Source organism: Micromonospora sp. AB353, from assembly GCF_049538395.1.
In the GTDB taxonomy this organism is placed as follows: Bacteria; Actinomycetota; Actinomycetes; order Mycobacteriales; family Micromonosporaceae; genus Micromonospora; species Micromonospora aurantiaca.
This window is the reverse complement of the sequence record NZ_JBMVFV010000040.1, coordinates 1-25,956: the sequence shown is the minus strand read 5'-3', so window position 1 is coordinate 25,956 and position 25,956 is coordinate 1. Positions and strand designations below refer to the sequence as shown.

Annotated in this window: 22 protein-coding genes; 9 read left to right on the top strand and 13 right to left on the bottom strand. The window is 73.3% G+C overall.

Going from position 1 to position 25,956, the window contains the following annotated elements; all coding sequences use genetic code 11:
- Positions 1-64: 64 nt before the first annotated feature.
- A complete protein-coding gene (proS, locus tag ACPCK6_RS17700) occupies positions 65-1,471 on the bottom strand; it encodes a proline--tRNA ligase (protein ID WP_396880295.1) in 1,407 nt (468 codons plus the stop codon).
- A gap of 69 nt (positions 1,472-1,540) precedes the next feature.
- Here proS and ACPCK6_RS17695 point away from each other — a divergent pair, with 69 nt between their 5' ends.
- Complete coding sequence (locus ACPCK6_RS17695) at positions 1,541-2,071, top strand: hypothetical protein (protein ID WP_423481661.1); 531 nt, start codon at positions 1,541-1,543, stop codon at positions 2,069-2,071.
- 25 nt (positions 2,072-2,096) lie between these two features.
- The gene (locus ACPCK6_RS17690) at positions 2,097-2,690 is read left to right on the top strand and encodes a TetR/AcrR family transcriptional regulator (RefSeq protein ID WP_396880293.1); all 594 of its coding nucleotides are present in this window, start codon (positions 2,097-2,099) and stop codon (positions 2,688-2,690) included.
- Positions 2,691-2,732: 42 nt separating this feature from the next.
- Here ACPCK6_RS17690 and ACPCK6_RS17685 read toward each other — a convergent pair whose 3' ends face one another.
- The 8 genes from ACPCK6_RS17685 to ftsY all read right to left on the bottom strand — a co-directional run bounded on the left by ACPCK6_RS17685 (position 2,733) and on the right by ftsY (position 12,467).
- Entirely contained in the window at positions 2,733-3,812 is a 1,080-nt protein-coding gene (locus ACPCK6_RS17685) for an amidohydrolase family protein (RefSeq protein WP_396880292.1), read from the bottom strand.
- Between the two features lie 18 nt (positions 3,813-3,830).
- Positions 3,831-4,409, bottom strand: coding sequence for a Uma2 family endonuclease (locus ACPCK6_RS17680; protein ID WP_120571180.1), 579 nt, complete (start codon positions 4,407-4,409; stop codon positions 3,831-3,833).
- Between the two features lie 67 nt (positions 4,410-4,476).
- Complete coding sequence (gene ffh, locus ACPCK6_RS17675) at positions 4,477-6,030, bottom strand: signal recognition particle protein (protein WP_423481660.1); 1,554 nt, start codon at positions 6,028-6,030, stop codon at positions 4,477-4,479.
- A gap of 206 nt (positions 6,031-6,236) precedes the next feature.
- Positions 6,237-8,501 (bottom strand): [protein-PII] uridylyltransferase, encoded by a 2,265-nt coding sequence (locus tag ACPCK6_RS17670; protein WP_423481659.1) that lies wholly within the window; start codon positions 8,499-8,501, stop codon positions 6,237-6,239.
- Positions 8,502-8,518: 17 nt separating this feature from the next.
- Positions 8,519-8,857 (bottom strand): P-II family nitrogen regulator, encoded by a 339-nt coding sequence (locus ACPCK6_RS17665; protein WP_013284578.1) that lies wholly within the window; start codon positions 8,855-8,857, stop codon positions 8,519-8,521.
- Positions 8,858-8,882: 25 nt separating this feature from the next.
- Positions 8,883-10,238: an ammonium transporter gene (locus ACPCK6_RS17660; RefSeq protein ID WP_262014779.1), complete on the bottom strand. Its 1,356-nt coding sequence runs from the start codon at positions 10,236-10,238 to the stop codon at positions 8,883-8,885.
- Between the two features lie 166 nt (positions 10,239-10,404).
- Positions 10,405-11,268: a phosphotransferase gene (locus tag ACPCK6_RS17655; protein WP_174361701.1), complete on the bottom strand. Its 864-nt coding sequence runs from the start codon at positions 11,266-11,268 to the stop codon at positions 10,405-10,407.
- An 8-nt stretch (positions 11,269-11,276) separates the two neighbouring features.
- On the bottom strand, positions 11,277-12,467 hold the full coding sequence (gene ftsY, locus ACPCK6_RS17650) for a signal recognition particle-docking protein FtsY (RefSeq protein ID WP_013284575.1): 1,191 nt from the start codon (positions 12,465-12,467) through the stop codon (positions 11,277-11,279).
- Positions 12,468-12,613: 146 nt separating this feature from the next.
- Between ftsY and ACPCK6_RS17645 the strand changes: the two genes are divergently transcribed.
- The 5 genes from ACPCK6_RS17645 to ACPCK6_RS17625 all read left to right on the top strand — a co-directional run bounded on the left by ACPCK6_RS17645 (position 12,614) and on the right by ACPCK6_RS17625 (position 17,550).
- Positions 12,614-14,326, top strand: a complete 1,713-nt coding sequence (locus ACPCK6_RS17645; RefSeq protein WP_194799705.1) for an alkaline phosphatase D family protein — start codon at positions 12,614-12,616, stop codon at positions 14,324-14,326.
- A 13-nt stretch (positions 14,327-14,339) separates the two neighbouring features.
- Positions 14,340-14,765 (top strand): MarR family winged helix-turn-helix transcriptional regulator, encoded by a 426-nt coding sequence (locus ACPCK6_RS17640; protein ID WP_013284573.1) that lies wholly within the window; start codon positions 14,340-14,342, stop codon positions 14,763-14,765.
- 108 nt (positions 14,766-14,873) lie between these two features.
- Positions 14,874-16,463, top strand: coding sequence for an MDR family MFS transporter (locus tag ACPCK6_RS17635; RefSeq protein ID WP_194799704.1), 1,590 nt, complete (start codon positions 14,874-14,876; stop codon positions 16,461-16,463).
- A 2-nt stretch (positions 16,464-16,465) separates the two neighbouring features.
- Positions 16,466-16,954, top strand: a complete 489-nt coding sequence (locus tag ACPCK6_RS17630) for a universal stress protein (RefSeq protein ID WP_194799703.1) — start codon at positions 16,466-16,468, stop codon at positions 16,952-16,954.
- Positions 16,955-17,022: 68 nt separating this feature from the next.
- Positions 17,023-17,550, top strand: coding sequence for a DinB family protein (locus tag ACPCK6_RS17625; RefSeq protein WP_423481658.1), 528 nt, complete (start codon positions 17,023-17,025; stop codon positions 17,548-17,550).
- Here the strand turns inward: ACPCK6_RS17625 and ACPCK6_RS17620 are convergent.
- Complete coding sequence (locus ACPCK6_RS17620; protein ID WP_423481657.1) at positions 17,537-18,526, bottom strand: ArsR/SmtB family transcription factor; 990 nt, start codon at positions 18,524-18,526, stop codon at positions 17,537-17,539. The genes ACPCK6_RS17625 and ACPCK6_RS17620 overlap by 14 nt on opposite strands.
- Before the next feature lie 404 nt (positions 18,527-18,930).
- Between ACPCK6_RS17620 and ACPCK6_RS17615 the strand changes: the two genes are divergently transcribed.
- The gene (locus tag ACPCK6_RS17615; protein WP_423481656.1) at positions 18,931-19,539 is read left to right on the top strand and encodes an NHL repeat-containing protein; all 609 of its coding nucleotides are present in this window, start codon (positions 18,931-18,933) and stop codon (positions 19,537-19,539) included.
- 39 nt (positions 19,540-19,578) lie between these two features.
- Here ACPCK6_RS17615 and ACPCK6_RS17610 read toward each other — a convergent pair whose 3' ends face one another.
- The 3 genes from ACPCK6_RS17610 to ACPCK6_RS17600 form a co-directional block, all read right to left on the bottom strand.
- A complete protein-coding gene (locus ACPCK6_RS17610) occupies positions 19,579-20,196 on the bottom strand; it encodes an HAD family hydrolase (protein ID WP_396880281.1) in 618 nt (205 codons plus the stop codon).
- On the bottom strand, positions 20,193-23,792 hold the full coding sequence (gene smc, locus ACPCK6_RS17605; RefSeq protein WP_423481655.1) for a chromosome segregation protein SMC: 3,600 nt from the start codon (positions 23,790-23,792) through the stop codon (positions 20,193-20,195). Before smc ends, ACPCK6_RS17610 begins: the two co-directional genes overlap by 4 nt.
- 315 nt (positions 23,793-24,107) lie before the next feature.
- Positions 24,108-24,302 carry a hypothetical protein gene (locus tag ACPCK6_RS17600; protein WP_013284566.1) on the bottom strand — a complete coding sequence of 65 codons (195 nt, stop codon included), beginning with the start codon at positions 24,300-24,302 and terminating at the stop codon, positions 24,108-24,110.
- Between the two features lie 372 nt (positions 24,303-24,674).
- Here ACPCK6_RS17600 and ACPCK6_RS17595 point away from each other — a divergent pair, with 372 nt between their 5' ends.
- Positions 24,675-25,823 carry a CAP domain-containing protein gene (locus ACPCK6_RS17595; protein ID WP_423481654.1) on the top strand — a complete coding sequence of 383 codons (1,149 nt, stop codon included), beginning with the start codon at positions 24,675-24,677 and terminating at the stop codon, positions 25,821-25,823.
- Positions 25,824-25,956: the final 133 nt, after the last annotated feature.

Here is a 25,956-nt window from a genome sequence, read left to right as displayed (position 1 = left end):
CGTCGTGTTAACAAGGGGCCCCTCCTCTGCGGAATGCGTTAAGAAGGGGCCCTTCCTTACACCCTCAGTAGGCGCGGGCGAGGATCGCCACCAGGTCGGGCTCGTCCTCCGAGTCCGGCACCGAGCCGTCGGCGCGCACCAGACAGCGGACCGTCACGCCCTGGCCGTTCGCCTCGGCCTCGCCCTCGACGCCGACCGCCGACCACGGCACCCGCGCCCAGCCGGTGGCGGACGCCTCGATCGCCTCGGCCAGCGTCGACACCTCGACGGTGCGGGACCGGCGGAACTCCAGCGCCTGGTCGTGCAGCGCCCGCTGGTCGGCCTCCAGCGCGGCCACCACCGCGCCGACCACGTCGGCCACCGGCGTCGGGGCCTTCGAGCCGTCCGTACGCCGGACCACCACGGCGTTGCCGGCGGCCAGGTCACGCGGGCCGACCTCGACGCGGACCGGGTAGCCGCGCAGCTCGGCGTCGACGGCGCGGCGGCCGAACGCGGTGTCGGTCCGGTCGTCGAGCGCCACCCGCACCCCGGCGTCCCGCAGCGCGTCGCACAGCTTGGCCGCCGCCTGGCTCACGCCCTCGCCGTCCTTGACGATCATCACGTACGCCTGGACCGGCGCCAGCTTCGGCGGCACCCGCAGCCCGTTGTCGTCGCCGTGGCACATGATCAGGCCGCCGAGCATCCGGGTGGAGGTGCCCCAGGAGGTCGTCCACGCGTGCTCCCGGCCGCCCTCGGCCGAGGAGTAGCTGATGTCGAACGCCTTGGCGAAGTTCTGGCCCAGCTCGTGGCTGGTGCCCAACTGGAGCGCCTTGCCGTCGCCCATCATGCCCTCGCACGTGTACGTGGCGGTGGCACCGGCGAAGCGCTCCCGGGCGGTCTTCAGGCCGACCACCACCGGGATGCCGAGCACGTTGACCATCAGGTCCTCGTACGCCTCGTGCAGGATCCGCCGCGCGTAGGCGCGGGCGTCCTCACGGGTGGCGTGCGCGGTGTGCCCCTCCTGCCAGAGGAACTCGCTGGTACGCAGGAAGATCCGCGGGCGCAGCTCCCACCGCACCACGTTGGCCCACTGGTTGAGCAGCAGCGGCAGGTCGCGGTACGAGTCGATCCACTTGGCCATGAACTCGCCGATGACCGTCTCGCTCGTGGGGCGCACCACCACCGGCTCGGCGAGCTGCTTGCCGCCACCGTGCGTGACCACCGCCAGCTCCGGCGAGAAGCCCTCGACGTGCTCGGCCTCCCGCTTCAGGTAGCTCTCCGGGATGAACAGCGGGAAGTACGCGTTCTCCGCGCCCGCCGCCTTGATCCGGGCGTCCATCTCGGCCTGCATCCGCTCCCAGATGGCGTAGCCGGCCGGTCGGATCACCATGGTCCCCCGGACCGGGCCGTTGTCGGCCAGCTTCGCCTTGGCGATCAGGTCCTGGTACCAGCGGGGAAAGTCCTCCGCACGGGGAGTGAGCACGCGTGCCATGACCGCACATCCTATGCGTCCCGTGACGGGTCGGCGCAGCCGGGCGCGCCCGCACTACCATCTGCCGTCATGCACCTCCCCGCCCCGGACCCGGCGCCGGCACTGGCCCCGCTCGCCGCCCGCTGGGTGGCCTGGGTGGCCGCCCACCGCCAGCCGGTCAACCCGCTCAAGGACACCACCGGCCGGCACGGCGGGCGTCACCAGCCCGACGACGTGTGGTTCCTGGCCGGCACGCAGGGCGGCGGGGTCGCCCGGCGTGGTGTGGTGCCGGCGGGTCGCCCGCTGTTCTTCCCGGCGATCTGCTGCTGGCGGGTCGGCCGCCGGGACGATCCGGTCCCGCCGATGCCCCACGCCGTCGGGCACGCCGAGCTGGACGGCGTGGCGGTGCCGGTGCGGCCGGCGGGCTCGCCCGCCTCGTTCCCGGTGCGGGGGTTCTTCAACAACGTCGTCACCGCGTGGCCGTGGCCGGTGCACGTCTCCTGCTGGGGTCTGTGGGGTCTGGTGCCGCCGCCCGCGCCGGGGACGCACCACCTGAGCTTCGGCGGCCACGACGGCGGACGGTTCCGGGTCGAGGCGGAGTACGAACTCGAGGTGCGCTGAACAGCGCCCGTAGACTTCGATCACCATGTCTAAGCCGAGGAACGTCACGCCGGTGCGCGACACGATCGTCGACGCCGCCCGTTCGCTGACCGTCACGACCGGCTGGGCCGGGGTCCGGATGGGTGCCGTCGCGAGCGCCGCGGGGGTGAGCCGGCAGACGGTCTACAACGAGTTCGGCACCAAGGCGGGCCTGGGCGAGGCGCTCGCCCGGCACGAGGTGGACCGGTTCGTCGGCCAGGTCCGGTCCGCGCTGGCCGAGCACGACTTCGACGTCCGCGCGGCCGCGTACGCGGCGATCCACCGCACGCTCGCCTCGGCCGCCGAAAACCCGCTGGTCCGGGCGGTGCTGACCAGCACCCGGGGCGGATCGGAGGAGTTGCTGCCGTACCTCACCACCCGGTCCGAGCTGGTGCTCGCCGAGGCCGCGCGGGCGCTGCTGGAGTGGACCGGTGAGCGCCTGCCCGACGCCGATCCGGCGGCCCTGGCGTTCGCGGCGGACAGCGTCGTACGCCTGGTGGTGAGCCACATCGTGCTGCCCGGCGGCCCGGTCGACGAGACCGCCGACCGGCTGGCCGACCTGGCGGTACGCCTGTTCCTGATGGCGGCGACGGCCCGCTAGGGCCGCCGGTGGCGGCCGGTCACCCCCGCCCCCGACCGCAGGTCAGCGGACGACCCGGCCGCGCAGCACGATCCGGCTGGGCGTCCGGACCGCACGCAGGTCGCGGCGCGGATCCTCGGGGTAGACCACCAGGTCGGCGAGGCCGCCCTCGACCAGGCCGGGGAAGCCGAGCCACTCCCGGGCCCGCCAGGAGGCGGCGGCGAGCACGTCCGTGGCGGACATGCCGGCCTGCTCGTGCAGCAGCAGCATCTCCTCGGCCGCCAGCCCGTGGTCGATGCCGCCGCCCGCGTCGGTGCCGACGTAGATCGGCACGCCGGCCTCGTGCGCGGCGCGCACCACCTCGGGGAAGCGGTCGCGCAGGGCGAGCATGTGGTCGGCGTACCCGGGGAACTTGGGCCGGGCCTGCTCGGCGATGTGGCCGAACGTCCGGATGTTGATCATCGTGGGGACCAGCGCGGTGCCCTGCCGGGCCATCAGGTCGATCAGGTCGAGACTCAGCCCGGTGCCGTGCTCCACCGAGTCCACCCCGGCCCGCACCATGATCTCCACCGCCGACTCGGAGAACGTGTGCACCGCCGCGCGTACCCCTGCGGCGTGCGCGGCGGCGACCGCCGCGGTCATGGTGCCGGCGTCCCAGGCCGGCGCCAGGTCGCCCACGCCCCTGTCGATCCAGTCGCCGACCAGCTTGACCCAGCCGTTGCCGGCCGCGGCCTGCGCGGCCACCGTCGCGACGACCTCCGCCGCGCCGACCTCCACGCCGATGTCGCGCAGGTAGCGCTTCGGCGGGGCGACGTGCCGGCCCGCGCGGGCCAGTCGCGGCAGGTCCGGCTCGTCCTCCAGTTCGGGGTACGGGTACGGCGACCCGGCGTCCCGGATCGCCAGCACGCCCGCGTCCCGGTCGATCCGGGCCAGGTCCCGTGCCTGGTCGAGCGAGGTGATCGGGCTGCCGCCGCGGGCGATGCCGATGTGGCAGTGCGCGTCGGTCAGGCCGGGCAGCACGAAGCCGCCGTCGGCCACCGTCTCGGCGCCGGGCACCGGTTCGAATGTCACCCGGTCGCCGACCAGCCAGACGTCCCGGACCTCGTCGTCGGGAAGGAACACACCGCGCACGTGCAGAGCCATGTGCACAGTCCTACCCGATCAGTCCTCCTCGCCGGCGAGCAGGTCGTTGCGGCGCGCGGTCAGCGCCGGCAGATCGACCGAGACCTTCCAGGGCCGCTCGGTGACGAACAGATCCTCGGCCTGACTGACCTGCTTGTACTCGCGATTGGCGCCGAGCACGTACTCGGTCAGCGTGATCTTCTCCTTGACCGGGTCGAGCACCCAGTAGGAGCGGACACCGGCGTGCGCGTAGACCCTGGCCTTGTCGTACATGTCGCGGAAGGTGGAGGTCGGCGAGATGACCTCGACGGCGAGCACCGCGTCCTCGACCGGCAACGGGCTCCGGTTGGCGTTACCCCGCACGACCGCGACGACGTCCGGCCGGGGCTCGTTCCGGTGGTCGACCCGCATCGACAGGTCGATCCCGACCTGGTACTCCTTCGGGCAGTTGACGCGAAGCGCGAGCAGCAACTCGACGCACATGTCCTGGTGCAGCAGAGTGGGCGACGGCACGATCAACCTTCCGTTGATCAGTTCGTACGGAAGGTCCTTGGGCAGCTCGCCCAGGTCGTCGACCGTCCACTCGTGCCGCTCCGGCAGGATCGGGGCCGCGGTCATTGACATCTCCTTCCAGGGGGCGACATAACCCTAAGAGACAGCGATGTCGCCCACCGTCACCGACACGCTAGCGGGGGCCCTTGTCGCCGCCCTTGCCGAGCTTGTTGAAGTCGATCTTCGGGAGCTTGAAGCCCGGCGGCAGGCCCTGCCCACCCGCCAGGTCACCCGGGTCCAGGCCCGGCGGGAGCTGCGGCATGCCGCCCGGGAAGCCGCCCGGCATGCCGGCGCCGGTACGCGGCCGCCCGCCGCCCTTCGTACCCTTGCGCTTGTTCTTCGGCGACTTCGTCGCCTTGCGCCGGCCGCCGCCGGGCAGGCCCATCATGCCGCCCATCTGCTTCATCATCTTCTGCGCGTCGGCGAAGCGGTTGAGCAGCTGGTTGACGTCCATGACGGTGACGCCGGAGCCGTTCGCGATGCGGGCCCGGCGGGAGCCGTTGATGATCTTCGGGTTGGTGCGCTCGGCCGGGGTCATCGACCTGATGATCGCGGTGACCCGGTCGAAGTGCTTGTCGTCCAGCTCGGCGAGCTGGTCCTTCATCTGCCCCATGCCCGGCATCATGGCCAGCACGTTGGCGATCGGGCCCATCCGCCGGACCGCGATGAGCTGATCGAGGAAGTCCTCCAGCGTGAAGGTCTCCCCGCCCATCAGCTTGGCGGTCATCTTCTCCTTCTGATCGGAGTCGAAGGCCGCCTCGGCCTGCTCGATCAGAGTGAGGACGTCGCCCATGCCGAGGATCCGGCTGGCCATCCGGTCCGGGTGGAAGACGTCGAAGTCCTCCAGCTTCTCGCCGGTGGAGGCGAACAGGATCGGCTGGCCGGTCACCTCGCGGACGGAGAGCGCGGCACCACCGCGGGCGTCGCCGTCGAGCTTGGACAGCACCACGCCGGTGATGCCGACACCGTCGCGGAAAGCCTCGGCGGTACGCACCGCGTCCTGGCCGACCATCGCGTCGATGACGAAGATGACCTCGTCCGGCTGGACCGCGTCGCGGATGTTCGCGGCCTGCTGCATCATCTCGGTGTCGATACCGAGCCGGCCGGCGGTGTCGACGATGACGATGTCCCGGGCGGCGCGGCGGGCGTGCTCGATCGAGTCGCGGGCCACCTGCACCGGGTCGCCGACGCCGTTGCCGGGCGCCGGGGCGTACACCTCGACCCCGGCCCGGCCACCGAGCACCTGGAGCTGCCCGACGGCGTTGGGACGCTGGAGGTCGGCGGCGACGAGCAGCGGCTGGTGGCCCTGGCTCTTGAGCCAGCGGGCCAGCTTGCCGGCGAGCGTCGTCTTGCCGGAACCCTGGAGACCGGCCAGCATGATCACGGTCGGCGGGTTCTTGGCGAACTGGAGCCGCCGCCCCTCGCCGCCGAGGATCTTGATCAGCTCCTCGTTGACGATCTTGACGATCTGCTGCGCCGGGTTGAGCGCCTGGGAGACCTCGGCGCCGCGCGCCCGCTCCTTGACGTTCGCGATGAAGCCCTTGACCACCGGCAGGGCGACGTCGGCCTCCAGCAACGCCATCCGGATCTCGCGCGCGGTGGCGTCGATGTCGGCGTCGGTGAGCCGGCCCTTGCCGCGGAGCTTGGTGAAGATCCCGGACAGGCGGTCACTCAAGGTGTCAAACACGCGAACATCCCGTTTGTCGTTTTCGGCGGGCACATGCTGCCGGGCCGGTGGTCCAGCCCACCGTTAGGGTAGCCCGCCGCCCGCACCCCCGCTCCGGCCCGGCCACCCACGCGTCGCCCGTCGGCGGCTCCCGGCGTACCGCAGCGGCGTAGCTCTGTTAACAAGGGGCCCCTGCTCTACCGGAGGCGTTAAGAGGGGGCCCTTCCTTACACGGCGGCGAGGACGGCGGCCTCGATCCGGGCCCGTTCCTCGTCCGAGGGCCAGCCGCCGACCAGGTAGAACGCGTCCACCACGTCACCGCCGAGCGTCGAGATCCGGGCCGCCCGCACCTGGGCGCCCGCCTCGTCCAGCGCGCAGGTGACCCGGTACAGCAGCCCGGCGGCGTCGGCGGCCCGCAGCTCCAGCAGGACCGCGTCGGTGGCCGCCTCCCGGTGCCACACCACCCGCGGCGCGGCGCCCCGGCTGCGCGCCGCGAGGGCCCGGCCGCGCAGCCGCTGGATGACCGACACGTCGCCGCCGACCGCGCGGCGCAGGTCGGCGCTGAGCGCGATCGGGTCCGGGGCCAGTCCGTAGCGCGGTTTCACCCGGCACTCGACCAGGGCGCGGCCGTCGACGGTGGCGGCGTCCGCGGAGATCACCTCCAGGCGGTGCAGCGCCAGGCACCCGGCCACCGTCGCGAGCAGCCCGCGCCGGTCGGCCGCGGCCACCGACACCCGGTCCTCCCCCAGGTGTACGACAGGCAGCGGCCCGGCCACGAGCGCCGGGTCCGGGGCCGGCGGGGCGGGTACCACGCCGGTGTCCAGCGTGGTGCGTACCCGGCTCACCAGTTCGGCGATCAGCCGGCCCTTCCAGCCGGACCAGGCCGCCGGGCCGGTGGCGGCGGCGTCGGCGCGGACCAGGGCGTGCAGGAGTTCCAGCGTGCCGGTGTCACCGACCCGCTCGGCGACCCCGGCGACGGTCTTCGGATCGGACAGGTCACGGCGGGTGGCCACGTCGGGCAGCAGCAGGTGCAGCCGGACCAGCGTGCCGATGAGCGCCGCCTCGTCCGGCGGCAGCCCGATCCGGGTGGCGACCGCCTCGGCCAGTGGCGCGCCGACAGTCGAGTGGTCCCCGTCCAGCCCCTTGCCGATGTCGTGCAGGAACGCGCCGAGCAGCAGCAGGTCGGGCCGTTCCACGTCGCGGGTGTGCCGGCTCGCCTCGTACGCGGTCTGCACCAGGTGCCGGTCGAGCGTGAACCGGTGCACCGGGTTGTGCTGGGGCAGGCTGCGCATCCGGGTCCACTCGGGCAGCCAGCGGTCGATCAGCCCGTACCTGTCGCAGGTCTCCCAGGCGGGCACCAGGCCGGGACCGGCACCGAGCAGGGTGATCAGCGCGGCGCGGGCCGCCGGCGGCCAGGGCGCGGGCAGCGGCGGGCAGTACGCGGCGAGCCACTCGCAGGTGGCCCGCGCGATCGGCAGCCGGGTGGTGGCGGCCGCGGCGGCCACACGTAGCGACAGGCTCGGGTCGGGTCGGGCGCCGATGGCGGTGCGGGCGAGCACGAGTTCGCCGTCCTGCTCCACCACGTCCCGGGCCACCGGGCGGCGCAGCGGGCGGCCGGGCGCGGCGCGGTGCCGGCCGGAGCGGAGCCGGTCGGCGGCCCGCCAGGCGTCGTCGAGGGCGTGGCTCACCGTGCGGGCGTCGCCGGCCACCAGCCGCAGCAGTGCGTCGCCGTCCTCGGCGCCGAGCAGGCGCGCCACGCCGTCGCGTTCCTGGGCGACCAGGCGGTCGACCCGGCGGCCCACCTGCTGGTGCAGCGCGTCGCGGGTGTCCAGCAGCCGCCGGTGCGCCGCGTACACGGCGGGGCGGAGCGCGTCGGTGACCCCGGCGGTGGCGATGGCGCGCAGGATGCCCACGTCGCGCAGCCCGCCGGCCGCCTCCTTGAGGTCGCCTTCGAGCAGGAACGCCAGTTCGCCGTGCGCCTCCCAGCGCGCGGCGGTGATCTCGCGCAGGCCGGGGAGCTGGCGGATCGCGGTCCGCCGCCAGTGGTCGGTGGCGGTACGGGCGAGCTGGTCGGTGAGCGCCGGGTCGCCCGCCACGTGCCGGGCGTCGAGCAGGCCGAGGGCGACCTTGACGTCGTCCTGGGCCACCGACAGCGCCTCGGCGACGGTGCGCACCGAGTGGTCCAGCCGCAGCCCGGCGTCCCAGATCGGATACCAGAGCGACGCGGCCAGCTCGTCGATGCCGGGCACCCCGGCGTGCAGCAGCACCAGGTCGAGGTCGCCGTAGGGGGCGCACTGGCGACGGCCCAGCCCGCCCACCGCGACGAGCGCGACCCCGTCCCGGTCCGGGAAGGCCCGGCACAGCCAGGCGTCGAGCGCGTCGGCCCGGGCGGACCGGGCGGCCGCGCCGATGCCGGCGGGTACGCCGGCGACCTCGTTGACCACTGGGACGCCGTCCCCGGTGGGGGCGGCGGCAGTGGTCAACGAGGTCACGTCGGCGGATCCGGCGATCAGAGGGCGTCGAGCCCGCGCTCGCCGGTACGTACCCGGACGACCTCCTCGACGCCGGTCACCCAGACCTTGCCGTCGCCGATCTTGCCGGTCCGGGCGGCGCCGACGATCGCGTCCACGATCTTGTCGACGTCCATCTCGTCGGTGAGCACCTCGACCCGGATCTTGGGCAGGAACTCGACCGTATACTCGGCACCCCGGTAGACCTCGGTGTGCCCCTTCTGCCGGCCGTAGCCCTGGACCTCGCTGACGGTCAGCCCGGCCACGCCGAGCGCGTGCAGGGCCTCCTTCACCGCGTCCAGCTGGTACGGCTTGATGACCGCGGTCACCAGCTTCATGTCCAACCCCTCCATCCCAGGAACGTTAACCGGCGACCTTCTCGCTGACCGGCGCGGACTCGTCGGTCTCGACGGCGGGCTCCGCGGCCGGCTTGCCGGCGCCGATCCCGGCCATCGCGAACGCGCCACCGCTGCTGCCCGTGGTGGGCGACAGGTCGTAGCCGCTCTCCGCGTGCTCGGCGATGTCGATGCCGTCGACCTCGGCCTCGGCGGAGACCCGCAGGCCGATCGTCTTGTCGATCACGAAGCCCAGGGCGAAGGCGACCACGAAGGAGTAGACGCTGACGATCAGCGCGCTGATCGCCTGCTTGCCGAGCAGCGAGGCGTCGCCGCCGACGAGCAGACCGTCGGTCTCCACCAGCGAGCTGACCGAGGCGGTGCCGAACAGGCCGATCCAGAGGCAGCCGATCCAGCCGCCGACGAAGTGCACGCCGACCACGTCGAGCGAGTCGTCGTAGCCGAGCCGGTACTTCAGGCCGACCGCGAGGGCGCAGACCGCACCGGCCACCACGCCCAGCAGCACCGCTGCGGCCGGGGTGATGAACGCACAGGCCGGGGTGATGGCGACCAGGCCGGCGATGGCGCCGGACGAGGCACCGACCAGGGTCGGCTTACCGTCGCGCAGCCACTCCACCACGATCCAGCCGAGCAGCGCGGCGGCGGTGGCGACCTGGGTGTTGATGAACGCCAGCGCGGTGACCCCGTCGGCGGTCAGCTCGGAGCCGGCGTTGAAGCCGAACCAGCCGAACCACAGCAGCGCGGCGCCGAGGGCGACCATCGGGACGTTGTGCGGCTTCATGCTCTCGCGCGGCCAGCCGACCCGCTTGCCGAGCACGAGCACCAGCGCGAGCGCCGCCGCACCGGCGTTGATGTGCACAGCGGTACCACCGGCGAAGTCCAGCGCGCCGATGTCGCCGCCGATCAGCCCGCCGCCCCAGACCATGTGGGCGACCGGGAAGTAGACCAGGGTGGCCCAGCCGAACGCGAACAGCAGCCAGCCGGCGAACTTCACCCGGTCGGACAGTGCGCCGCTGATCAGCGCCACGGTGATGATCGCGAACATCATCTGGAAGGCGATGAAGACGTAGATCGGGATGCCGGTCTCGCCCCACAGGTCGTTCTCGCCGACGAAGGTCTTGGTGCCGAGGTACTGGCCCAGGTCACCCCAGAACCTGCCGCCCTCGCCGAAGGCGACGGTGAAGCCGTAGAAAAGCCACAGGATGCTGACGAGCCCGATGGACGAGAAGCTCATCATCATCATGTTCAGAACGCCCTTGGACCGGTTCAGGCCGCCGTAGAACAGCGCGAGACCGGGGGTCATGAGCAGCACGAGGGCAGTCGAGACAAGCAACCAGGCAGTGTTCCCGGTGTCGATCTCCACGCTGCCTCCTCTCGTTGTCGTATTCCTCCCTCCGACTGAGACCTGGCAGCATCGCCCGTCAGCCGGTTGCGCGGAAGCTTCGTCGCCGGCTGTTTCCTTCAGCGACACCGCGCGATTTCCGACGCGTGACGGGTTGTTTCCGGCGTGTGAAGAACGCCGATCTTGCTCAGCGCAGCGCGTACTCCAGCTGGTGCCGCTCGTAGTCGAGCAGCCGCAGGTCACGCATAGGCCGACGCAGGTGGCCCTTGTGGACGATCCGGACGAAGGCCGGCTCACCGGCGGCGGCCATCCGCCGGATGCCCTCGACGTGGTCGACGATGCGCTTGCGGATGGTCCGGATCAACCGGTGCCGGTCGCGCGGGATCAGCCCGTACGCGTCGGCGAACAGCCGCAGCCGGCGCGGCCGGTCCGGGTGTTTCCAGCCGAGCGTGATCGAGTCCCGGTCGGAGAAGATCGGCACCCAGGTCCAAGCCGCGTACGCTACGTCGTAGATGCGGGCGCCGGGCGAGGCGAGGTCGAAGTCGATCAGCCCGAGCGTGCCGTCCGGCCGCCAGATCACGTTGTGCGGCGCGGCGTCGTGGTGGCAGATAACCTCGGTGTCCGGCGGGGGTGGCCCGAACGAGCGCCAGACCGCGCCGGGCGGCGGGGTGAAGCCGTACTGCGCGTCGTGGAACATCCGCAGCATGGTGGCCACCGTGACCAGGGCCTCGTCGGTGACCCAGTGCGGGGCCAGCGGGTACTCCCCGCACTCCCCCTCCAGGTACGACAGGACCTCCCGGTTGCGCTCGTCCATGCCGAGCGCCCGGGGCGCGCCGGTGAATCCGACGTACTCCAGGTGGCGCAGCAGCGCGTGCACGGAGGGCGTCCACGGGCCGGCGTTGCGCCGGACCGTGTCTCCCACACGGACCACGGTGCTCACGTTCCCGCCGTGCAGCGGGATCTCCTGCGAAGTCACGTACGGTCTCCCGAGGCGTGGCGACGGGTGGCTGGGGTCGCGCCACCCCGCGTAGGCGCGATCGTCAGTCGTCACGGGAGAGGCTACGCGTCCCGGGCGAGCGGCTCGGTGCCGAGCAACGCGTCGACGAACTGTGCCGGGTCGAACGGGGCCAGGTCGTCCTTGCCCTCGCCGAGGCCGACGAGCTTGACCGGGATGCCGAGCTTGCGCTGCACGGCGATCACGATGCCGCCCTTGGCGGTGCCGTCGAGCTTGGTCAGCACCACGCCGGTGACGTTCACCGCCTCGGTGAAGACCCGCGCCTGCTCCAGCCCGTTCTGGCCGGTGGTGGCGTCGAGGATCAGCAGCGTCTCGTCGATCGGGCCGTGCTTCTCCACCACCCGCTTGACCTTGCCCAGCTCGTCCATCAGGCCGATCTTGTTCTGCAGTCGGCCGGCGGTGTCGATGAGCACGGTGTCCACGCCGGTGTCGATGCCGCGCTTGACCGCGTCGAACGCGACGCTCGCCGGGTCGGCGGCCTCGGGCCCGCGGACCGTCTCGGCGCCCACCCGGCCGCCCCAGGTCTCCAGCTGGTCGGCGGCGGCGGCCCGGAACGTGTCGGCGGCGCCGAGCAGCACGCTGCGGCCGTCCGCGACGAGCACCCGGGCGATCTTGCCGCAGGTGGTGGTCTTGCCGGCGCCGTTGACGCCGACCACGAGCACCACCGCCGGGACGCCCTCCTTCGGCGCGGTGCGCAGCGAGCGGTCCAGGCCCGGGTCGAGCGCGTTGACCAGCTCGGCGGCGAGCAGCGCGCGCAGTTCCTCCCCGGTCCGCGTGCCGAGCACCCGGGTCCGCTCGCGCAGCCGGTCGACGATCTCCCGGGTGGCGTCGATGCCGACGTCGGCGGTGATCAGGCTGTCCTCGATCTCCTCCCAGGTGTCCTCGTCCAGCCGGTCGCGGCTGAGCAGGCCGAGCAGGCCCTTGCCGAAGACGTTCTGCGAGCGGGACAGCCGCGAGCGCAGCCGGACCAGGCGGCCGGCGGTCGGCTCCGGCACCTCGACCTGCGGCACCTCGACCGGAGGGGCCGGCGGCGCCTCGACCACCACGCCGGTGGTGAGTTCCGCCTCCGGGGCCTCGACCGGCGGGCCGGCCAGGTCCTCCTCGGTCCGGGTGTCGACCTCCGTACGCGGCAGCGGCGGCTGCGGGCGCCGGCGCAGCCGGGGCACCACGAGGCTCAGGCCGCCGATGATCAGCACGCCGAGCAGGGCGAGAGCGACGAGGAGGTATTCCGTCATGCCCGAAATCCTGTCAGATGCCGGCGACGGCGTCCCACTCACCGCCTCGGCACGCGAACAACCTGCGGGTACGCTCACACCGGAAGGCGTACCGCAACCGCCGGCCGGGTAGGAATCAGCCGCAACGATCTTGTCGGAGGTGCGTCGTGCCCGGTTCCCGCCTGCTCATCGGCCCGCTGCTGCGCCGGGTCGTCGACACGCGGGCGACCGTCTGGGTGGAGACCAGTTCGCCCGCCGTGGTCACCGTCCGCACGGCGGACGGCGCCACCGGCAGCTCGCCCACCTTCTCCGCGTACGACCACCACTACGCGATCGTCGTGGTGAGCGGGCTCACCCCGGACGCCGCCACGACCTACGAGGTGCTGATCGACGACGAGGTGGCGTGGCCGCTGCCGGACTCGTCGTTCCCGCCCAGCGTGATCCGCACCCGCGCGCTCGACGACGCGGACCAGCCGGTGCGGCTGCTGTTCGGCTCGTGCCGGGAGACCACCCAGCACTCCACCGCGCGGAAGCTGCCGCCTGATGCGCTGGACGCGTACGCCCGGCGGGTGATGGCGGCGCCCGACGAGGCCGTGCTGCCCGACCTGCTGGTGCTGCTCGGCGACCAGGTGTACGCGGACGAGACCTCGCCCACGGTGCGGCGGCTGCTCAAGCGCCGCCGGCGGCGGCCGAAGGACGCCCCGGCGACTCAGGTGGTGAGCTTCGACGAGTACACCAAGCTCTATCTGGAGTCGTGGCGCGACCCGGAGATCCGCTGGCTGTTCTCCACCGTGCCGAGCGTGATGATCTTCGACGACCACGAGGTGATCGACGACTGGAACACCTCGCAGTCGTGGCGCGCGGACATGCGCGAGCAGCCGTGGTGGGCCGAGCGGATCCGCAGCGGCCTCGCCTCCTACTGGGTCTACCAGCACCTGGGCAACCTGAGCCCGGACGAGATCGCCGCCGACCCGGTGTACGCGAAGGTGATCGCCGCCGAGGACGCCACCGGTGTGCTGCACGAGTTCGGCGAGCGGGTCGACAAGGAGGCCGACCTGGCGCACGACACCGAGCGCTGGCGGGCCGTGCAATACCAGTGGAGCTACGCGCTGGACCTGGGCCGTACCCGCCTGGTCATGCTGGACAACCGGTCCAGCCGGGTGCTCCTGCCCGGCAGCCGGGCGATGCTGCCGCCGGGCGAGTGGTCGTGGTTCCTCGACCAGGCGCACGGCACCTACGACCATCTGGTGGTGGGCAGCTCGCTGCCGTGGCTGCTGCCGCCGGGCATCCACCACGTCGAGGCGTGGAACGAGCGCCTGGCCGACTCCGACCGGCAGTGGGTGGCGCGGATCTCCGAGCAGATCCGCCGGGCCCTGGACCTGGAGCACTGGGCCGCGTTCCGGCGCTCGTTCGAGGCGCTGGGCGAGCTGTTCGCGCGGCTGGGCAGCGGTACCGCGCCGCGCACCGGGGCGCGGGTGGGCGCCGGGCCGGCGTACGCGCGACCGGCGTCGATCAGCGTGCTCTCCGGTGACGTGCACCACTCGTACGTGGCGCGGGCGCGGTTCGCCGACCGTGACGTCCGCACACCCGTGTACCAGCTCACCTGTTCGCCGATCCACAACCAGGTGCCGGCCGCGATGCGCCCGCTGATGACGCTGGGCTGGAATCCCGGCCCGGCCGGGGCGACCCGGGCGCTGGCACGCTCGGCCGGGGTACGCCGCCCGCCGGTGCGCTGGCGGAAGCTGGCGGGGCCCTACTTCGGTAACGCGGTCGCCACGCTCACGCATCAGGGTCGCAGGGCCGCCGTGGTGATAGAGGGCACGACCAGCGAGGGCGAGCTGCGACCGGTGGCGCAACAGCAACTCAGCGACGGGGACTGAGTACCCTCTGAGCGTGGACGAGACGCTGCGCGCCGTGGAGCACGAGTTGACCGCGCTGCTGCGCCGCGGCCGGGCGTTGTCCTGGGAGATCGCCCGCGAGGTCCACCCGAACCTGGAACCGAACGCGTACGGCCTGCTGCTCTGGCTGCGCCGCTCCGGATCGATCCGCCTCACCGACCTGGCCGCGAAGCTGGGCATCGGGAAGGGCACGCTGAGCCGCCAGATCGGCGGGCTGGAGGCGCTGGGCCTGGTCCGGCGCGACCCGGACCCGACCGACCGGCGGGCGGCCCAGCTGAGCCTGACCGAGGAGGGCACGCGGCGGTTCGACGCGGCCCGGGCGGCGCGACTCGGACAGATAAGGCGTTCGCTCGAAAGCTGGCCGAAAGAGGACGTGGCGGACCTGGCCCGGCTGATGCACCGCTTCAACGAGTCGTTCTGATGCCCCCGGCGGGGGGAACAAAGCCGGTCCGGCAGGAGTTGTTGCTCAAGGCAACGACTTATACGGTTGCCCAAGGCAACCTTTTTCCCGCTCCGGAGGCAATCCACGATGACCCAGGCGACTGCGCCCGCGCGGGCGACCGCCGTCGACATGTCCCATCGGCAGATCCTGGAGGCGCTCTCCGGCCTGCTGCTGGGCATGTTCGTCGCGATCCTCTCCTCCACCGTGGTCTCCAACGCGCTGCCGCGAATCATCACCGACCTGCGCGGCGGCCAGTCCGCGTACACCTGGGTGGTCACCTCGACGCTGCTGGCGACCACCGCGACCACGCCCATCTGGGGCAAGCTCTCCGACCTGTTCAGCAAGAAGCTGCTGGTCCAGCTCTCCCTGGTGGTCTTCGTGCTGGGCTCGGTGCTCGCCGGGCAGGCGCAGACCACGGGTGAGCTGATCGCCTGCCGCGTGGTGCAGGGCGTCGGCGCGGGCGGCCTCACCGCCCTGGCCCAGGTGATCATGGCGACGATGATCGCGCCGCGCGAGCGCGGCCGGTACAGCGGCTACCTCGGCGCGGTGATGGCCGTCGGCACCATCGGCGGCCCGCTGATCGGCGGCGTCATCGTGGACACCTCCTGGCTCGGCTGGCGCTGGTGCTTCTACGTCGGCGTGCCGTTCGCCGTGCTCGCCCTGGTCGTGCTCCAGCGGACGCTGCGCCTGCCGGTGGTCAGGCGCGAGGTGAAGATCGACTGGTGGGGTGCCACGCTCATCACCGCCGCCGTCTCGCTGCTGCTGGTCTGGATCACCCTGGCCGGCGACAGGTACGACTGGATCTCCTGGACCAGCGGCGTGATGGTGGCCGGCGCGGCGGTGCTCGGCGTGCTCGCCGCCCGGGTCGAGAAGCGTGCCGCGGAGCCGATGATCCCGCCGCACCTGTTCCGCAACCGCACCATCACGCTCGCCGTGATCGCCAGCATCGCGGTCGGCGTCGGCATGTTCGGCGCCTCGGTCTTCCTCGGCCAGTACTTCCAGATCAGCCGTGGCGCCAGCCCGACCATGTCCGGCCTGATGACGCTGCCCATGATCGGCGGCCTGCTGGTCTCCTCGACGGTGGTCGGCCGGATCATCACCGCCACCGGTCGCTGGAAGAGCTGGCTGGTCATCGGCTCGGTGCTGCTCACCGCCGGCTTCGCGCTGATGGGCACCATGCGCGCGGACACCCCGTACTGGCGCCTCGCCGTGTTCATGGCGCTGATCGGCCTCGGCGTCGGCATGAGCATGCAGAACCTGGTGCTGGCCGTGCAGAACACGGTCCGCCCGGACGAACTCGGCGCGGCCAGCTCGGTGGTGGCGTTCTTCCGCAGCCTCGGCGGCGCGATCGGCGTCAGCGCGCTCGGCGCGATCCTCGGGCACCGGGTCACCGGCTACCTGGCCGACGGCCTGAGCCGCCTCGGCGTCCCGGCCTCCGGGTCGGGTGGCGGCGGCCTGCCGGACGTGCACACGCTCCCCGGCCCGATCCGCGCCGTGGTCGAGTCCGCGTACGGCCACGCCGCCGGTGACATCTTCCTGGCCGCCGCCCCGTTCGGACTGCTCGCCCTGATCGCTGTGGTCCTCATCCGGGAGGTGCCGCTGCGCCGCTCCAACGCCGAGCCGGTGCCCGCCGGACGGGAGACGGCCGAGGCCGTTCCGGCCGGAACGAAGGACTGACGATGGACGCCGCGGAGCGTGAACGGTACGGCCCGCAGACCCGTCCGCTGCCCTACGAACGGGGTACGGACGGGCCACGGGTGGTGCTCGTCGGCGTGGACGGCAGCCGCACCTCGATGCGCGCCGCCGCGTACGCCGCCGGACTGGCCCGGCGGCAGGGCGCCACGCTGGTGGCGGTGTTCGTCAGCTCGCCCGCCTCGTACAGCGCGATGCTCTCCGGCGTGGTGGCCGGTGCGGTCCAGCAGACCCACGACGAGCTGGCCGACGAGCTGCGCGCGGAGTGCCGGCGCGGGGCCGAGGAACTGGACCTGCCGGTGACGTTCCTGTGCCGGCGCGGCGACGCCTACACCGAGCTGTGCCGGGCCGCGGACGAGCACCGGGCCGACATGGTGGTGGTCGGCTCGTCCGAGCAGGCCGGGCACAGGCTGGTCGGCTCGGTCGCCACCCGGCTGGTGCGCACCGGCCGCTGGCCCGTCGTCGTGGTCCCCTGATGGTGTAAGGAAGGGCCCCCTGTTAACGCCTCGCGTTGTACAGGGGGCCCCTCTTAACATCTGCGCCCATGACCTGGACCGTTCCTGAGATCGACCGCCGCCACGAGCCTTTCGTCGCCGACGAGCGCACCATGCTGCAGGGCTGGCTCGACCTGCACCGCGACACCCTGGTGCACAAGTGCGCCGGGCTGACCGCCGAGCAACTGCGGACCCGCAGCGTCGAGCCCTCCGGGCTGACCCTGCTCGGCCTGGTCCGGCACATGGCCGACGTGGAGCGCTGGTGGTTCCGCATCCGCGCCGCCGGGCAGGACGTGCCCACGCTCTACGACTACAGCACCGACCCGGACGCGGACCACAACGACATCGCCGACGCCGACCCGGCCGAGGCGTTCGCCACCCTGCGGGCCGAGATCGAGGCGGCCCAGGAGGCGGTGGCCGGCCTGCCGCTGGAGCACACCTTCCACCACCGCCGGGGCGACACCACCCACGAGATCAGCCTGCGCTGGGTCTACGTCCACATGATCGAGGAGTACGCCCGGCACAACGGCCACGCCGACCTGATCCGCGAGCGTATCGACGGCGTCACCGGGGCCTGACCCCGGCCGGGGCGCCCGCCCGCAGCACCTGCTCGCCCAGCGGGGTGAGGCAGTGCCGCACCGCCGCGCCGTCCCGCCGCGTGGTGATCAGCCCGGCGGCCCGCAGGGTCGCCGCGTGCTCGCTGGCCGTGGCGGCGGAGACGCCGACGCGGCGGGCGAGCTGCAAGGTGCCCGGGGCGTCGGCGGTGGCCGCCAACACGGCCGCCCGGGTGCGCCCGAGCAGGTCCGCCAGCGGCGCCCCGGGCCCCAGCTCACGCCGCCCCGGCCGGATCGGATACACCAGCACCAGCGGGCCGCCCGGGTCCGCCAGCAGGTAGGGCTGCGGGGCGAGGTGGCAGGGCAGCAGGATCAGGCCCCGCCCGCCCGCGGCCACCTCGACGTCGTCGGCGACCGCGCACCGGTAGGACAGCGCGTAGTCCTCCCCCGTCTCGGCCCAGGCCAGGTACGGGCTGAGGTCGCGCAGCACCCGGTCGAGGCCGCCGGCCGCCAGCGTGTGGCCGCGTACCGCCCGGTCGGCGCGTACCGCCGTCTCGATCTCCGCCCAGTAGGGCGCGAGCGCCACGCCGTAAAAGGCCCGCATCGCGGCCCGCAGCCGGGCCCGGGCGGCGGGCTCCCCGGCGGCCAGCGGCGCCACCCGGGCGGGCAGCGCGCCGGACGCCACCAGCGGGCCCAACTCGGCGGCGAGCACCTCGTCCGGGGTGCCGGCGACCCGGTCCAGCAGGGCGTCGAGACCGCCGTCGAACACCGGCGGGGTCACGAAGTCCGGCACCAGGTAGGGCGTCCGGCACAGGTCCAGGTAGGGACGCATCTCGGGGCGCAACGCCGCCCGGGTCCGGGACCACCAACCGGCGAGGTGCTCCGGCACGTCCGCCAGGACCAGCCGCTGGGCGGCCATCGCCAGCTCGACCAGCACCGCCGGACAGGACCGCAGGACCGTGCGGCTCAGGTCGGTGGCGTTGAGCCGCACGGTGGTCACCGGCGCAACGGTAGCCACCTTTCGGCCCGTACCGAAAGGGGCTTCCGGGCGGGCCGGCACCGTCGGACGCTGCGTCGCGTGAAGACACTCCTCGCGGTGGCCACCGCGGTCCTGACGGCGGTGACCGTCGGCGCGTCCCGGCCTGCCCCCACCAGCGTCCGTCCCGACACCTACGTCGTCTCCCGCGCGCCGGGCGTGCTGCCCGAAGGGCTCGCGGTCACCCCCTCCGGCACGATGTACGTCACGAGTTCGGCCACCGGCGCGGTCTACCGGGGCGACACCCGCCGGGCCGGGCTGCGCCCGTTCCTCGCCCCCGGCGCCGACGGCCGGACCAGCGCCGCCGGGGTCCGGGTGGACCACCGGGGGCGCGTCCTCGTCGCCGGCTGGACCACCGGCACCCTTTCGTGTACGCGCCGGACGGCGCCCTGCTGGCCCGCCGCACCGCCGCACCCGGCGCGGCCCTCAACGACCTGGCGGTCACCGGCGACGCCGTCTACGTCACCGACTCCGCCACCGGCACCCTGTGGCGCGCCGCACTCGACGGCGGGCGCGTCGGCACCATGGTCCCCTGGGTAGGCCCCGACGACTTCCCGGCCGCCCCGGTCTTCCTCAACGGCGTCGTGGCCGACCCGTCGGGCCGGGTCGCACTGGTCGCGGAACAGGGCGGCGAGCGCCTGTTCCGGGTCGACCTGGGCGGCCGGTCGGTGACCGAGGTCGAGATCAGCGGTGGTCGGATGGGCGCGGACGGCCTGCTGCTGGAGGGGAACCGGCTCTACGGCGTGGTCAACGAACCGGACGGCGCCGGCGGCACCCGGTTCCTGGTGAACGTGGCCCGGCTCGACGACGGACTGCGGACCGCCCGGGTGGTCGAGCGGTCCCGTCCGGTCGGCACGGAGCGGTCGCCGACCTCGGTGGCGCGCGACGCCGGCCGGCTGCTCTGGGTGGACAGCCAACTCTTCGCCACCACGCCCACCCCGCCGTTCACGGTCTCCGAGGTGCCGGGCCTGCGGTGAGCGGCGCACGAGCCGGGCGGGACACGGGGCCCGTCCGGCTCAGTACGCCAGCGCGGCGCGCAGGTACCGCAGGTCGGCCGGGCCGCTCCAGCGGTGCGCGGACAGACCCGCCACCCGGGCGCCGGCCACCGCGCGGTCCTCGTCGTCGACGAACAGCACCCGCCCCGGCGGCGTCTCCAGCGCCTCGCAGGCGGCCTGGAAGTACTCCTTCGCCGGCTTGTGCACCCCCACGACCGAGGAGTTGACGATCACGTCCAGCTCCTCGGTCAGGCCCAGCGCGGCCAGGTCGGCGTCGAGCAGGTCGGTGGCGTTGGTGCCCAGCCCGACCCGGATGCCGGCGGCCCGCACCTCGCGGAGGAACGTCAGCACCTCCGGGTCGACCTCACCGCGGTAGCTCTGCCACTCCTGGACCGCCGCACGGGCCCGGTCCGCACCGACGGCGGGGGTCAGCGCGTCGGCCACGCTCACCATCCACTGGGCGTGGCTGACCTGGCCGGTGAGCACCGGCTGGAGCAGTCCCCAGGACATCGCGATCTCACCGAGGACGCCCTCGGTCAGCCCGTACTCCCGCTCGACGCCGGCGGCCACCGCCGGATCCCAGCGGCGCAGTACGCCGTCGAAGTCCACCAGGAGCGCCGTGGCGCGTTCCCGACTCACTCGCTCGTCACCTGTTCCTCGTCGTCGGCCCGGTTGAGCCGCTGGCTGATCACCTGGGTCACACCGGCGCGCATCGTCACACCGTAGAGCGCGTCGGCGATCTCCATGGTCCGCTTCTGGTGCGTGATCACGATGAGCTGGCTCTTCTCCCGCAACTGGGCCAGCAGCGTGATCAGGCGGCCCAGGTTCACGTCGTCGAGCGCCGCCTCCACCTCGTCCATGATGTAGAACGGGCTGGGCCGGGCGCGGAAGATCGCCACGAGCATCGCCACCGCCGTGAGCGACCGCTCCCCGCCGGAGAGCAGCGAGAGCCGCTTGATCTTCTTGCCCGGCGGGCGGGCCTCGACCTCGACGCCGGTGGTCAGCAGGTCCTCCGGGTCGGTGAGCACGAGCCGGCCCTCGCCGCCGGGGAACAGCACGGTGAAGACCTGCTCGAACTCCCGGGCGGTGTCCTCGAACGCGCTCGCGAAGACCTCAAGGATCCGGTCGTCCACGTCCTTGACCACGGTGAGCAGGTCACGCCGGGTGGCCTTGAGGTCCTCCAGCTGCTCGGAGAGGAACTTGTAACGCTCCTCCAGTGCGGCGAACTCCTCGAGCGCGAGCGGGTTCACCTTGCCCAGCAGGGCCAGTTCCCGCTCCGCCTTGGCGGCCCGTTTCTCCTGCACCGGCCGCTCGTAGCGGACCGGCTCGGGCACCGGACGGCCCTCCTTCTCGGCGAGCGCCACGTCCGCGTCGGTGGGCGGGACCAGCCGGTCCGGGCCGTACTCGGCGACGAGCGTGGCCACGTCCAGCCCGAAGTCCTCGGCGGCCTTCGCCTCCAGCTGCTCGATGCGCATCCGCTGCTCGGCACGGGCCACCTCGTCGCGGTGCACCTGGCTGGTCAGCCGCTCCAGCTCGGCGGCGAGGCGCTTGGCCGCGCCGCGTACCTCGGACAGCTCGGCCTCGCGCGCGGCGCGTTCGCGGGCGACGGCGTCGCGGTGCGCCTCGGCCCGGGCGATGGAGACGGTGAGCCGGGTGAGCGCCTCGCGGGCGCCGCCGACCACGGCCCGGGCGATCTGGGCGCCGCGCGTGCGGGCCGCGCGCCGGGCCGCGGCGCGCTCCCGCGCCGCCCGTTCGGCGGTGGCCTGCCGGGCCAGCGAGTCGGCCCGCCCGGCGATCGAGGCCACCCGCTCCTCGGCGGTACGCACCGCGAGCCGGACCTCCATCTCGTTCTGCCGCGCCTGCGGCACCATGGCGGCGAGCTGGTCGCGTTCCTCGGTGGACGGTTCGGCGTCGATCGGGGTGGCCTCGGCCAGCCGCAGCCGTTCCTCCAGCTCGGCTAGCGCGGCGAGATCCCGCTCCCGGGCCGCCTCGGCGCGTGCCCGGGACTCGCCGAGCCGGTCGGTCTCCGCCTTGGCGGATCGGGCGGCGGCGCCCAGTTCGGCGAGGCGGCGCGCGGCGGCGTTGCGGTGGCTCTCCGCCTCCCGCTTCGCAGCCGCGGCGTGCTGCACGGCCTCCTTGGCGGCGGCCACCTCGGCGCGCGCCTCGGCGAGCTGTTCGCGCAGCTCGGCGGCGGTCCGTTCGGCGGTGGCCCGGTTGGCCCGCGCCTCCTCGACGGCGGCCTGCACCTCGATGAAGCTGGGCGCCTTGGCCGACCCGCCCGCCGCCGCGTACGCACCGACCACGTCGCCGTCGGGCGTGACCGCGCGCAGCTCCGGGTTCGCGGCGACGAGCGCGGACGCCGCGGCGAGATCGTCGACGAGCGCCACATCGCGCAACGCGCGGTGCACGGCCGGGCGGATCGCGGGCGAGCACTCCACCAGGTCGGGGGCCCAGCGGGCGCCCTCGGGCAGCTTCGGGCGCAGCGCGTCGGCGGGACCGTCCATGCCCGGTCCGGCGGGGCTGCCGACGAGCAGCCCGGCCCGGCCGGCGTCGGAGATCTTGAGCAGCCGCATCGCCTCGACGGCTTCGTCCACGCCGCTGACCGCCACCGCGTCGGCCAGGCCGCCCAGCGCGGCGGCGAGCGCCGCCTCGTCACCGGGCGCGACGGTGAGCAGCCCGGCGAGGCTGCCGAGCAGGCCGGGCACCTGGTCGGCGCGGGCCAGCAGTTCCCCGGCGCCGTCCTTGCGGCGCAGGCCCATGGCGAGCGCCTCCTCCCGGGCCTTCCAGGTGGCGGCGTCCTTCTCGGCGGCGCGCTCACCGTCTGCCAGGCTGCGCACCGCCGCCTGGGCCCGCTCGTGGACGGCCACCGCCTCGTCGTGCCGCGCGTCCAGGTCGGCGTTGTCCCGGTCCGCCTCGGTCGACTGTTCGGCTACCGCGTCCAGGTCGGCCTGCGCCTTCTCGGCCCGGCCCATCGCGTCGGTGTGCGCGGCGGCGAGCCGTTCGATCTCCTCGCCGGCGCTCGTGGTCCGCGCCCGGGCGGAGTTGACCTGGCCGGTCAGCCGGGCCAGCCCTTCCCGCCGGTCGGCGATCGCCTTCGCCGCGGCGACGAGTTCCCGTTCGGCGGCGGCGAGCTGGCGTTCCAGCTCCTGGCGGTGCTCGACCGCCTCGGCCAGCCGGATCTGGTCCTCGGTGAGCGCGGCGCGCAGCTCCTCCTCCTGCTCGCGGACCCGCCGCGACTCCGCCTCCAGTTGCTCCGGGTCGCGGCCGGGGCGCTCGTCGTCGCCGGCGGCGCTGAGGTGACGCAGCCGCTCCCGGGCCAGCTGCTCGATCGAGCGGAACCGCTCCTGGAGCGCGGAGAGGCGGTACCAGGTGTCCTGCGCCGCCGCGAGCAGCGGCGCGTCCTCGGCCAGTGCCGCCTCCAACTCGCCGAGACGGCCCTGCACCTCGCCGTGCTCGGCCTCGATCAGCTCGCGCCGCTCGCGCAGCGCGGTCTCGTCGGCGATCTCCTTGTCCAGTGTGGTCCGCAGCGTGTGCAGGTCGTCGGCGAGCAGCCGCAGCCGGGCGTCGCGCAGGTTGGCCTGGATGCCGGCGGCGCGGCGGGCCACCTCGGCCTGCCGGCCCAGCGGCTTGAGCTGGCGGCGCAGCTCGGCGGTGAGGTCGGTGAGACGGTTGAGGTTGGTCTGCATCGCGTCGAGCTTCCGCAGCGCCTTCTCCTTGCGCTTGCGGTGCTTGAGGACGCCCGCCGCCTCCTCGATGAACGCGCGCCGGTCCTCCGGCTTGGCGTGCAGCATGCCGTCGAGCCGGCCCTGCCCGACGATGATGTGCATCTCGCGGCCGATGCCCGAGTCGGACAGCAGCTCCTGGATGTCGAGCAGGCGGCAGGAGTCGCCGTTGATCTCGTACTCGCTCTCGCCGGAGCGGAACATCCGGCGGGTGATGGAGACCTCGGTGTACTCGATCGGCAGCGCGCCGTCGGTGTTGTCGATGGTGAGGGTGACCTCGGCCCGGCCCAGCGGCGCCCGCCCGGCGGTGCCGGCGAAGATGACGTCCTCCATCTTGCCGCCGCGCAGCGCCTTGGCGCCCTGCTCGCCGAGCACCCAGGCGATGGCGTCGACGACGTTGGACTTGCCGGAGCCGTTCGGGCCCACCACGCAGGTGATCCCGGGCTCCAGCTTCAACGTCGTGGCGGAGGCGAAGGATTTGAAGCCCTTCACCGTCAGGCTCTTGAGATGCACCTTCTCGATCCTCGTCCGGTGGCCGCCGTACCGTCGCCGGCTGCGCGGACCTGGTGAACCCGCAGACTAACCCGGGACCGGGGCGCCGCCGCCACGCGACCCACCCGCCGGGCCGGCTGCCCGCTTTCCGCCCGGCCGTCGCGGACGGAACGGAAATGCATGATCACAATTACCGGGCGCAATTCCGGACGCTTCCGCAAGATCGATTATTGCGACGGCGGCGACGAAAAGGGGTCCACACATGGCTGCGCGCCGGCACTTGAGTGTCGGCGCGCTTTTCGGTGTGGTGCGATTCAGTTTTCCGACAACTGGAGATCAGGTCAGTGCGGGCTCGGCCAGACGGAGGAGGTCATCGGCCTCCGCCGCTGCCGCCGCAAGCCGATCGTTGTCGGCGCGCAGACGCGTGATCTCGAACTCCAGTGCCTGAACCCTGGCACGCAGTCGGGTGACCTCGTCGAGCAGACGCCGGTCGGGCGCTGCACTTACGTGGCCGTAGAGGGCCTTCGCCATGCTGACTCCTTGATGTGCGCTGCCGGAAAGGCCGGCCAACGCGCGCCCATGATGTTCGCGGCTGCCATTCCCACTGCATCGGGGCATGGCTGGGCGCGACTGGCGACACCTACATATTGAGCCGAAACCCCCTCCTTCGTCAAGTTGACCAAGGCCGTAGATCATCTCCACGTCGGCCGGTCCACTCGCCGGGGGGCTGCCACAAGGCGCGGACACGCTCTGTCCGGACACCTTTACTGTACGCCGGAAATGTGTGAACGACTCATCCTCGGCTCCGGCTTCGCCTTAACTCTTTCTTAGCCACGTTGCCGCAGCTTGGAGCGCGCCCGTAGCGTCACCCGGGCCCGCAACCGACCCGTGGAGGGGACAGGCGTGTACCGCTGGAACGACCCGATCGAACCGGAGGGCGCCCGCCGGCGTCCCGAGCCGCCGACCGACGAGGGTCCGGCGTGGCTCAGCGACCGGCCCGAGCCGCGGTCGTCGTACCTGTTCGGGGACGCCGCGCAGCGGCCGCCCGCCGGCCCGGCCCCCGCGGGCTACGGCCCGGAGAACGCGCCCCCGGCACCCCGTGACCGGTGGAACGGCGAGGAGCAGCACACCGCCGCGTGGCAGGGCCAGGAGCCCGCGTGGCAGGGCCGGGAGCAGCCCGCCGCGTGGCAGGGGCAGGAGCAGCCGGCCGGTGGCTGGGACCAGCCCACCGCGACCTGGCAGCCGGCGACCGACACCCCGGCCGACGACCGGCGGCGCCCGAAGCGGCGCCTGTCCCGGCCGCTCGTGATCGGCGGGGCCGCCGCCGCGGCCACGCTCGTGGTGAGCCTCGGCGTGGGCGCCGTCCTGCTGCCCCGCGGCGACCAGGGCACGAAGCGCACCTCCGCCGACGCGCCGGTGGCCGCCGCGCCGCAGGCGCCCGACGGGACCGAGGACGGACCCGACGACGCGCTCGCGCCCGAGTCGGCGAGCCCGTCCGCCGTACCGACCACCGCCGCGCCGAGCCCGACGAAGAAGGCCACCCCGAAGCCGAGCCGCAGCACCGCCCCGTCGCGGCAGCAGGAGCGCAGCAGTGCCCCGGGCGGTGGGTCGAGCGGTGGCGGGTCGAGCGGCGGCTCCACGAGCACGAAGGCCACCGCCACGAGCGGGCTCAGCGCCGAGCTGCAGAAGGTCGTCACGATCGTCAACCAGGAGCGGGCGAAGGCCGGCTGCAAGGCGCTCACCGTCAACGCCAAGCTGAACCTGGCCGCCCAGCGGCACAGCCAGGACCAGGCCGACCACCGGAAGATGGACCACACGGGCAGCGACGGCAGTCAGCCCTGGGACCGGGTCAAGGCCGCCGGCTACAGCTACCGCATGGTGGGCGAGAACGTGGCCTGGAACTACCAGACCCCGGCGGCGGTCATGGAGGGCTGGATGAACTCCGAGGGCCACCGGAAGAACATCCTCAACTGCTCGTACACCCAGATCGGGGTGGGTGTGGCGCGCAGCAACGGGCCGTACTGGACGCAGGTCTTCGCCACCCCGAGCTGACCGCGCGTCGTGACCGGCCCGGCGTTCGTTGACCGGTCGGGGGCGGCGTCGGGCCGCCCGCGTCCGGGGAGCTGTCGATGCGGATCCGGCCGGTGTGGGCCGTGCCGCGCTCCCGGCCGGCCCGCGTCCGCCG

Excerpts from the sequence above, each read along its gene's own strand:
- proS (WP_396880295.1), bottom strand. The coding sequence starts at position 1,471 with ATGGCACGCGTGCTCACTCCCCGTGCGGAGGACTTTCCCCGCTGGTAC.
- ACPCK6_RS17685 (WP_396880292.1), bottom strand. The coding sequence starts at position 3,812 with ATGGCTCTGCACGTGCGCGGTGTGTTCCTTCCCGACGACGAGGTCCGG.
- ACPCK6_RS17630 (WP_194799703.1), top strand. The coding sequence starts at position 16,466 with ATGGACGCCGCGGAGCGTGAACGGTACGGCCCGCAGACCCGTCCGCTG.
- ACPCK6_RS17690 (WP_396880293.1), top strand. The coding sequence starts at position 2,097 with ATGTCTAAGCCGAGGAACGTCACGCCGGTGCGCGACACGATCGTCGAC.
- ACPCK6_RS17695 (WP_423481661.1), top strand. The coding sequence starts at position 1,541 with ATGCACCTCCCCGCCCCGGACCCGGCGCCGGCACTGGCCCCGCTCGCC.
- ACPCK6_RS17665 (WP_013284578.1), bottom strand. The coding sequence starts at position 8,857 with ATGAAGCTGGTGACCGCGGTCATCAAGCCGTACCAGCTGGACGCGGTG.
- ACPCK6_RS17625 (WP_423481658.1), top strand. The coding sequence starts at position 17,023 with ATGACCTGGACCGTTCCTGAGATCGACCGCCGCCACGAGCCTTTCGTC.
- ACPCK6_RS17635 (WP_194799704.1), top strand. The coding sequence starts at position 14,874 with ATGACCCAGGCGACTGCGCCCGCGCGGGCGACCGCCGTCGACATGTCC.
- ftsY (WP_013284575.1), bottom strand. The coding sequence starts at position 12,467 with ATGACGGAATACCTCCTCGTCGCTCTCGCCCTGCTCGGCGTGCTGATC.
- ACPCK6_RS17680 (WP_120571180.1), bottom strand. The coding sequence starts at position 4,409 with ATGACCGCGGCCCCGATCCTGCCGGAGCGGCACGAGTGGACGGTCGAC.
- ACPCK6_RS17600 (WP_013284566.1), bottom strand. The coding sequence starts at position 24,302 with ATGGCGAAGGCCCTCTACGGCCACGTAAGTGCAGCGCCCGACCGGCGT.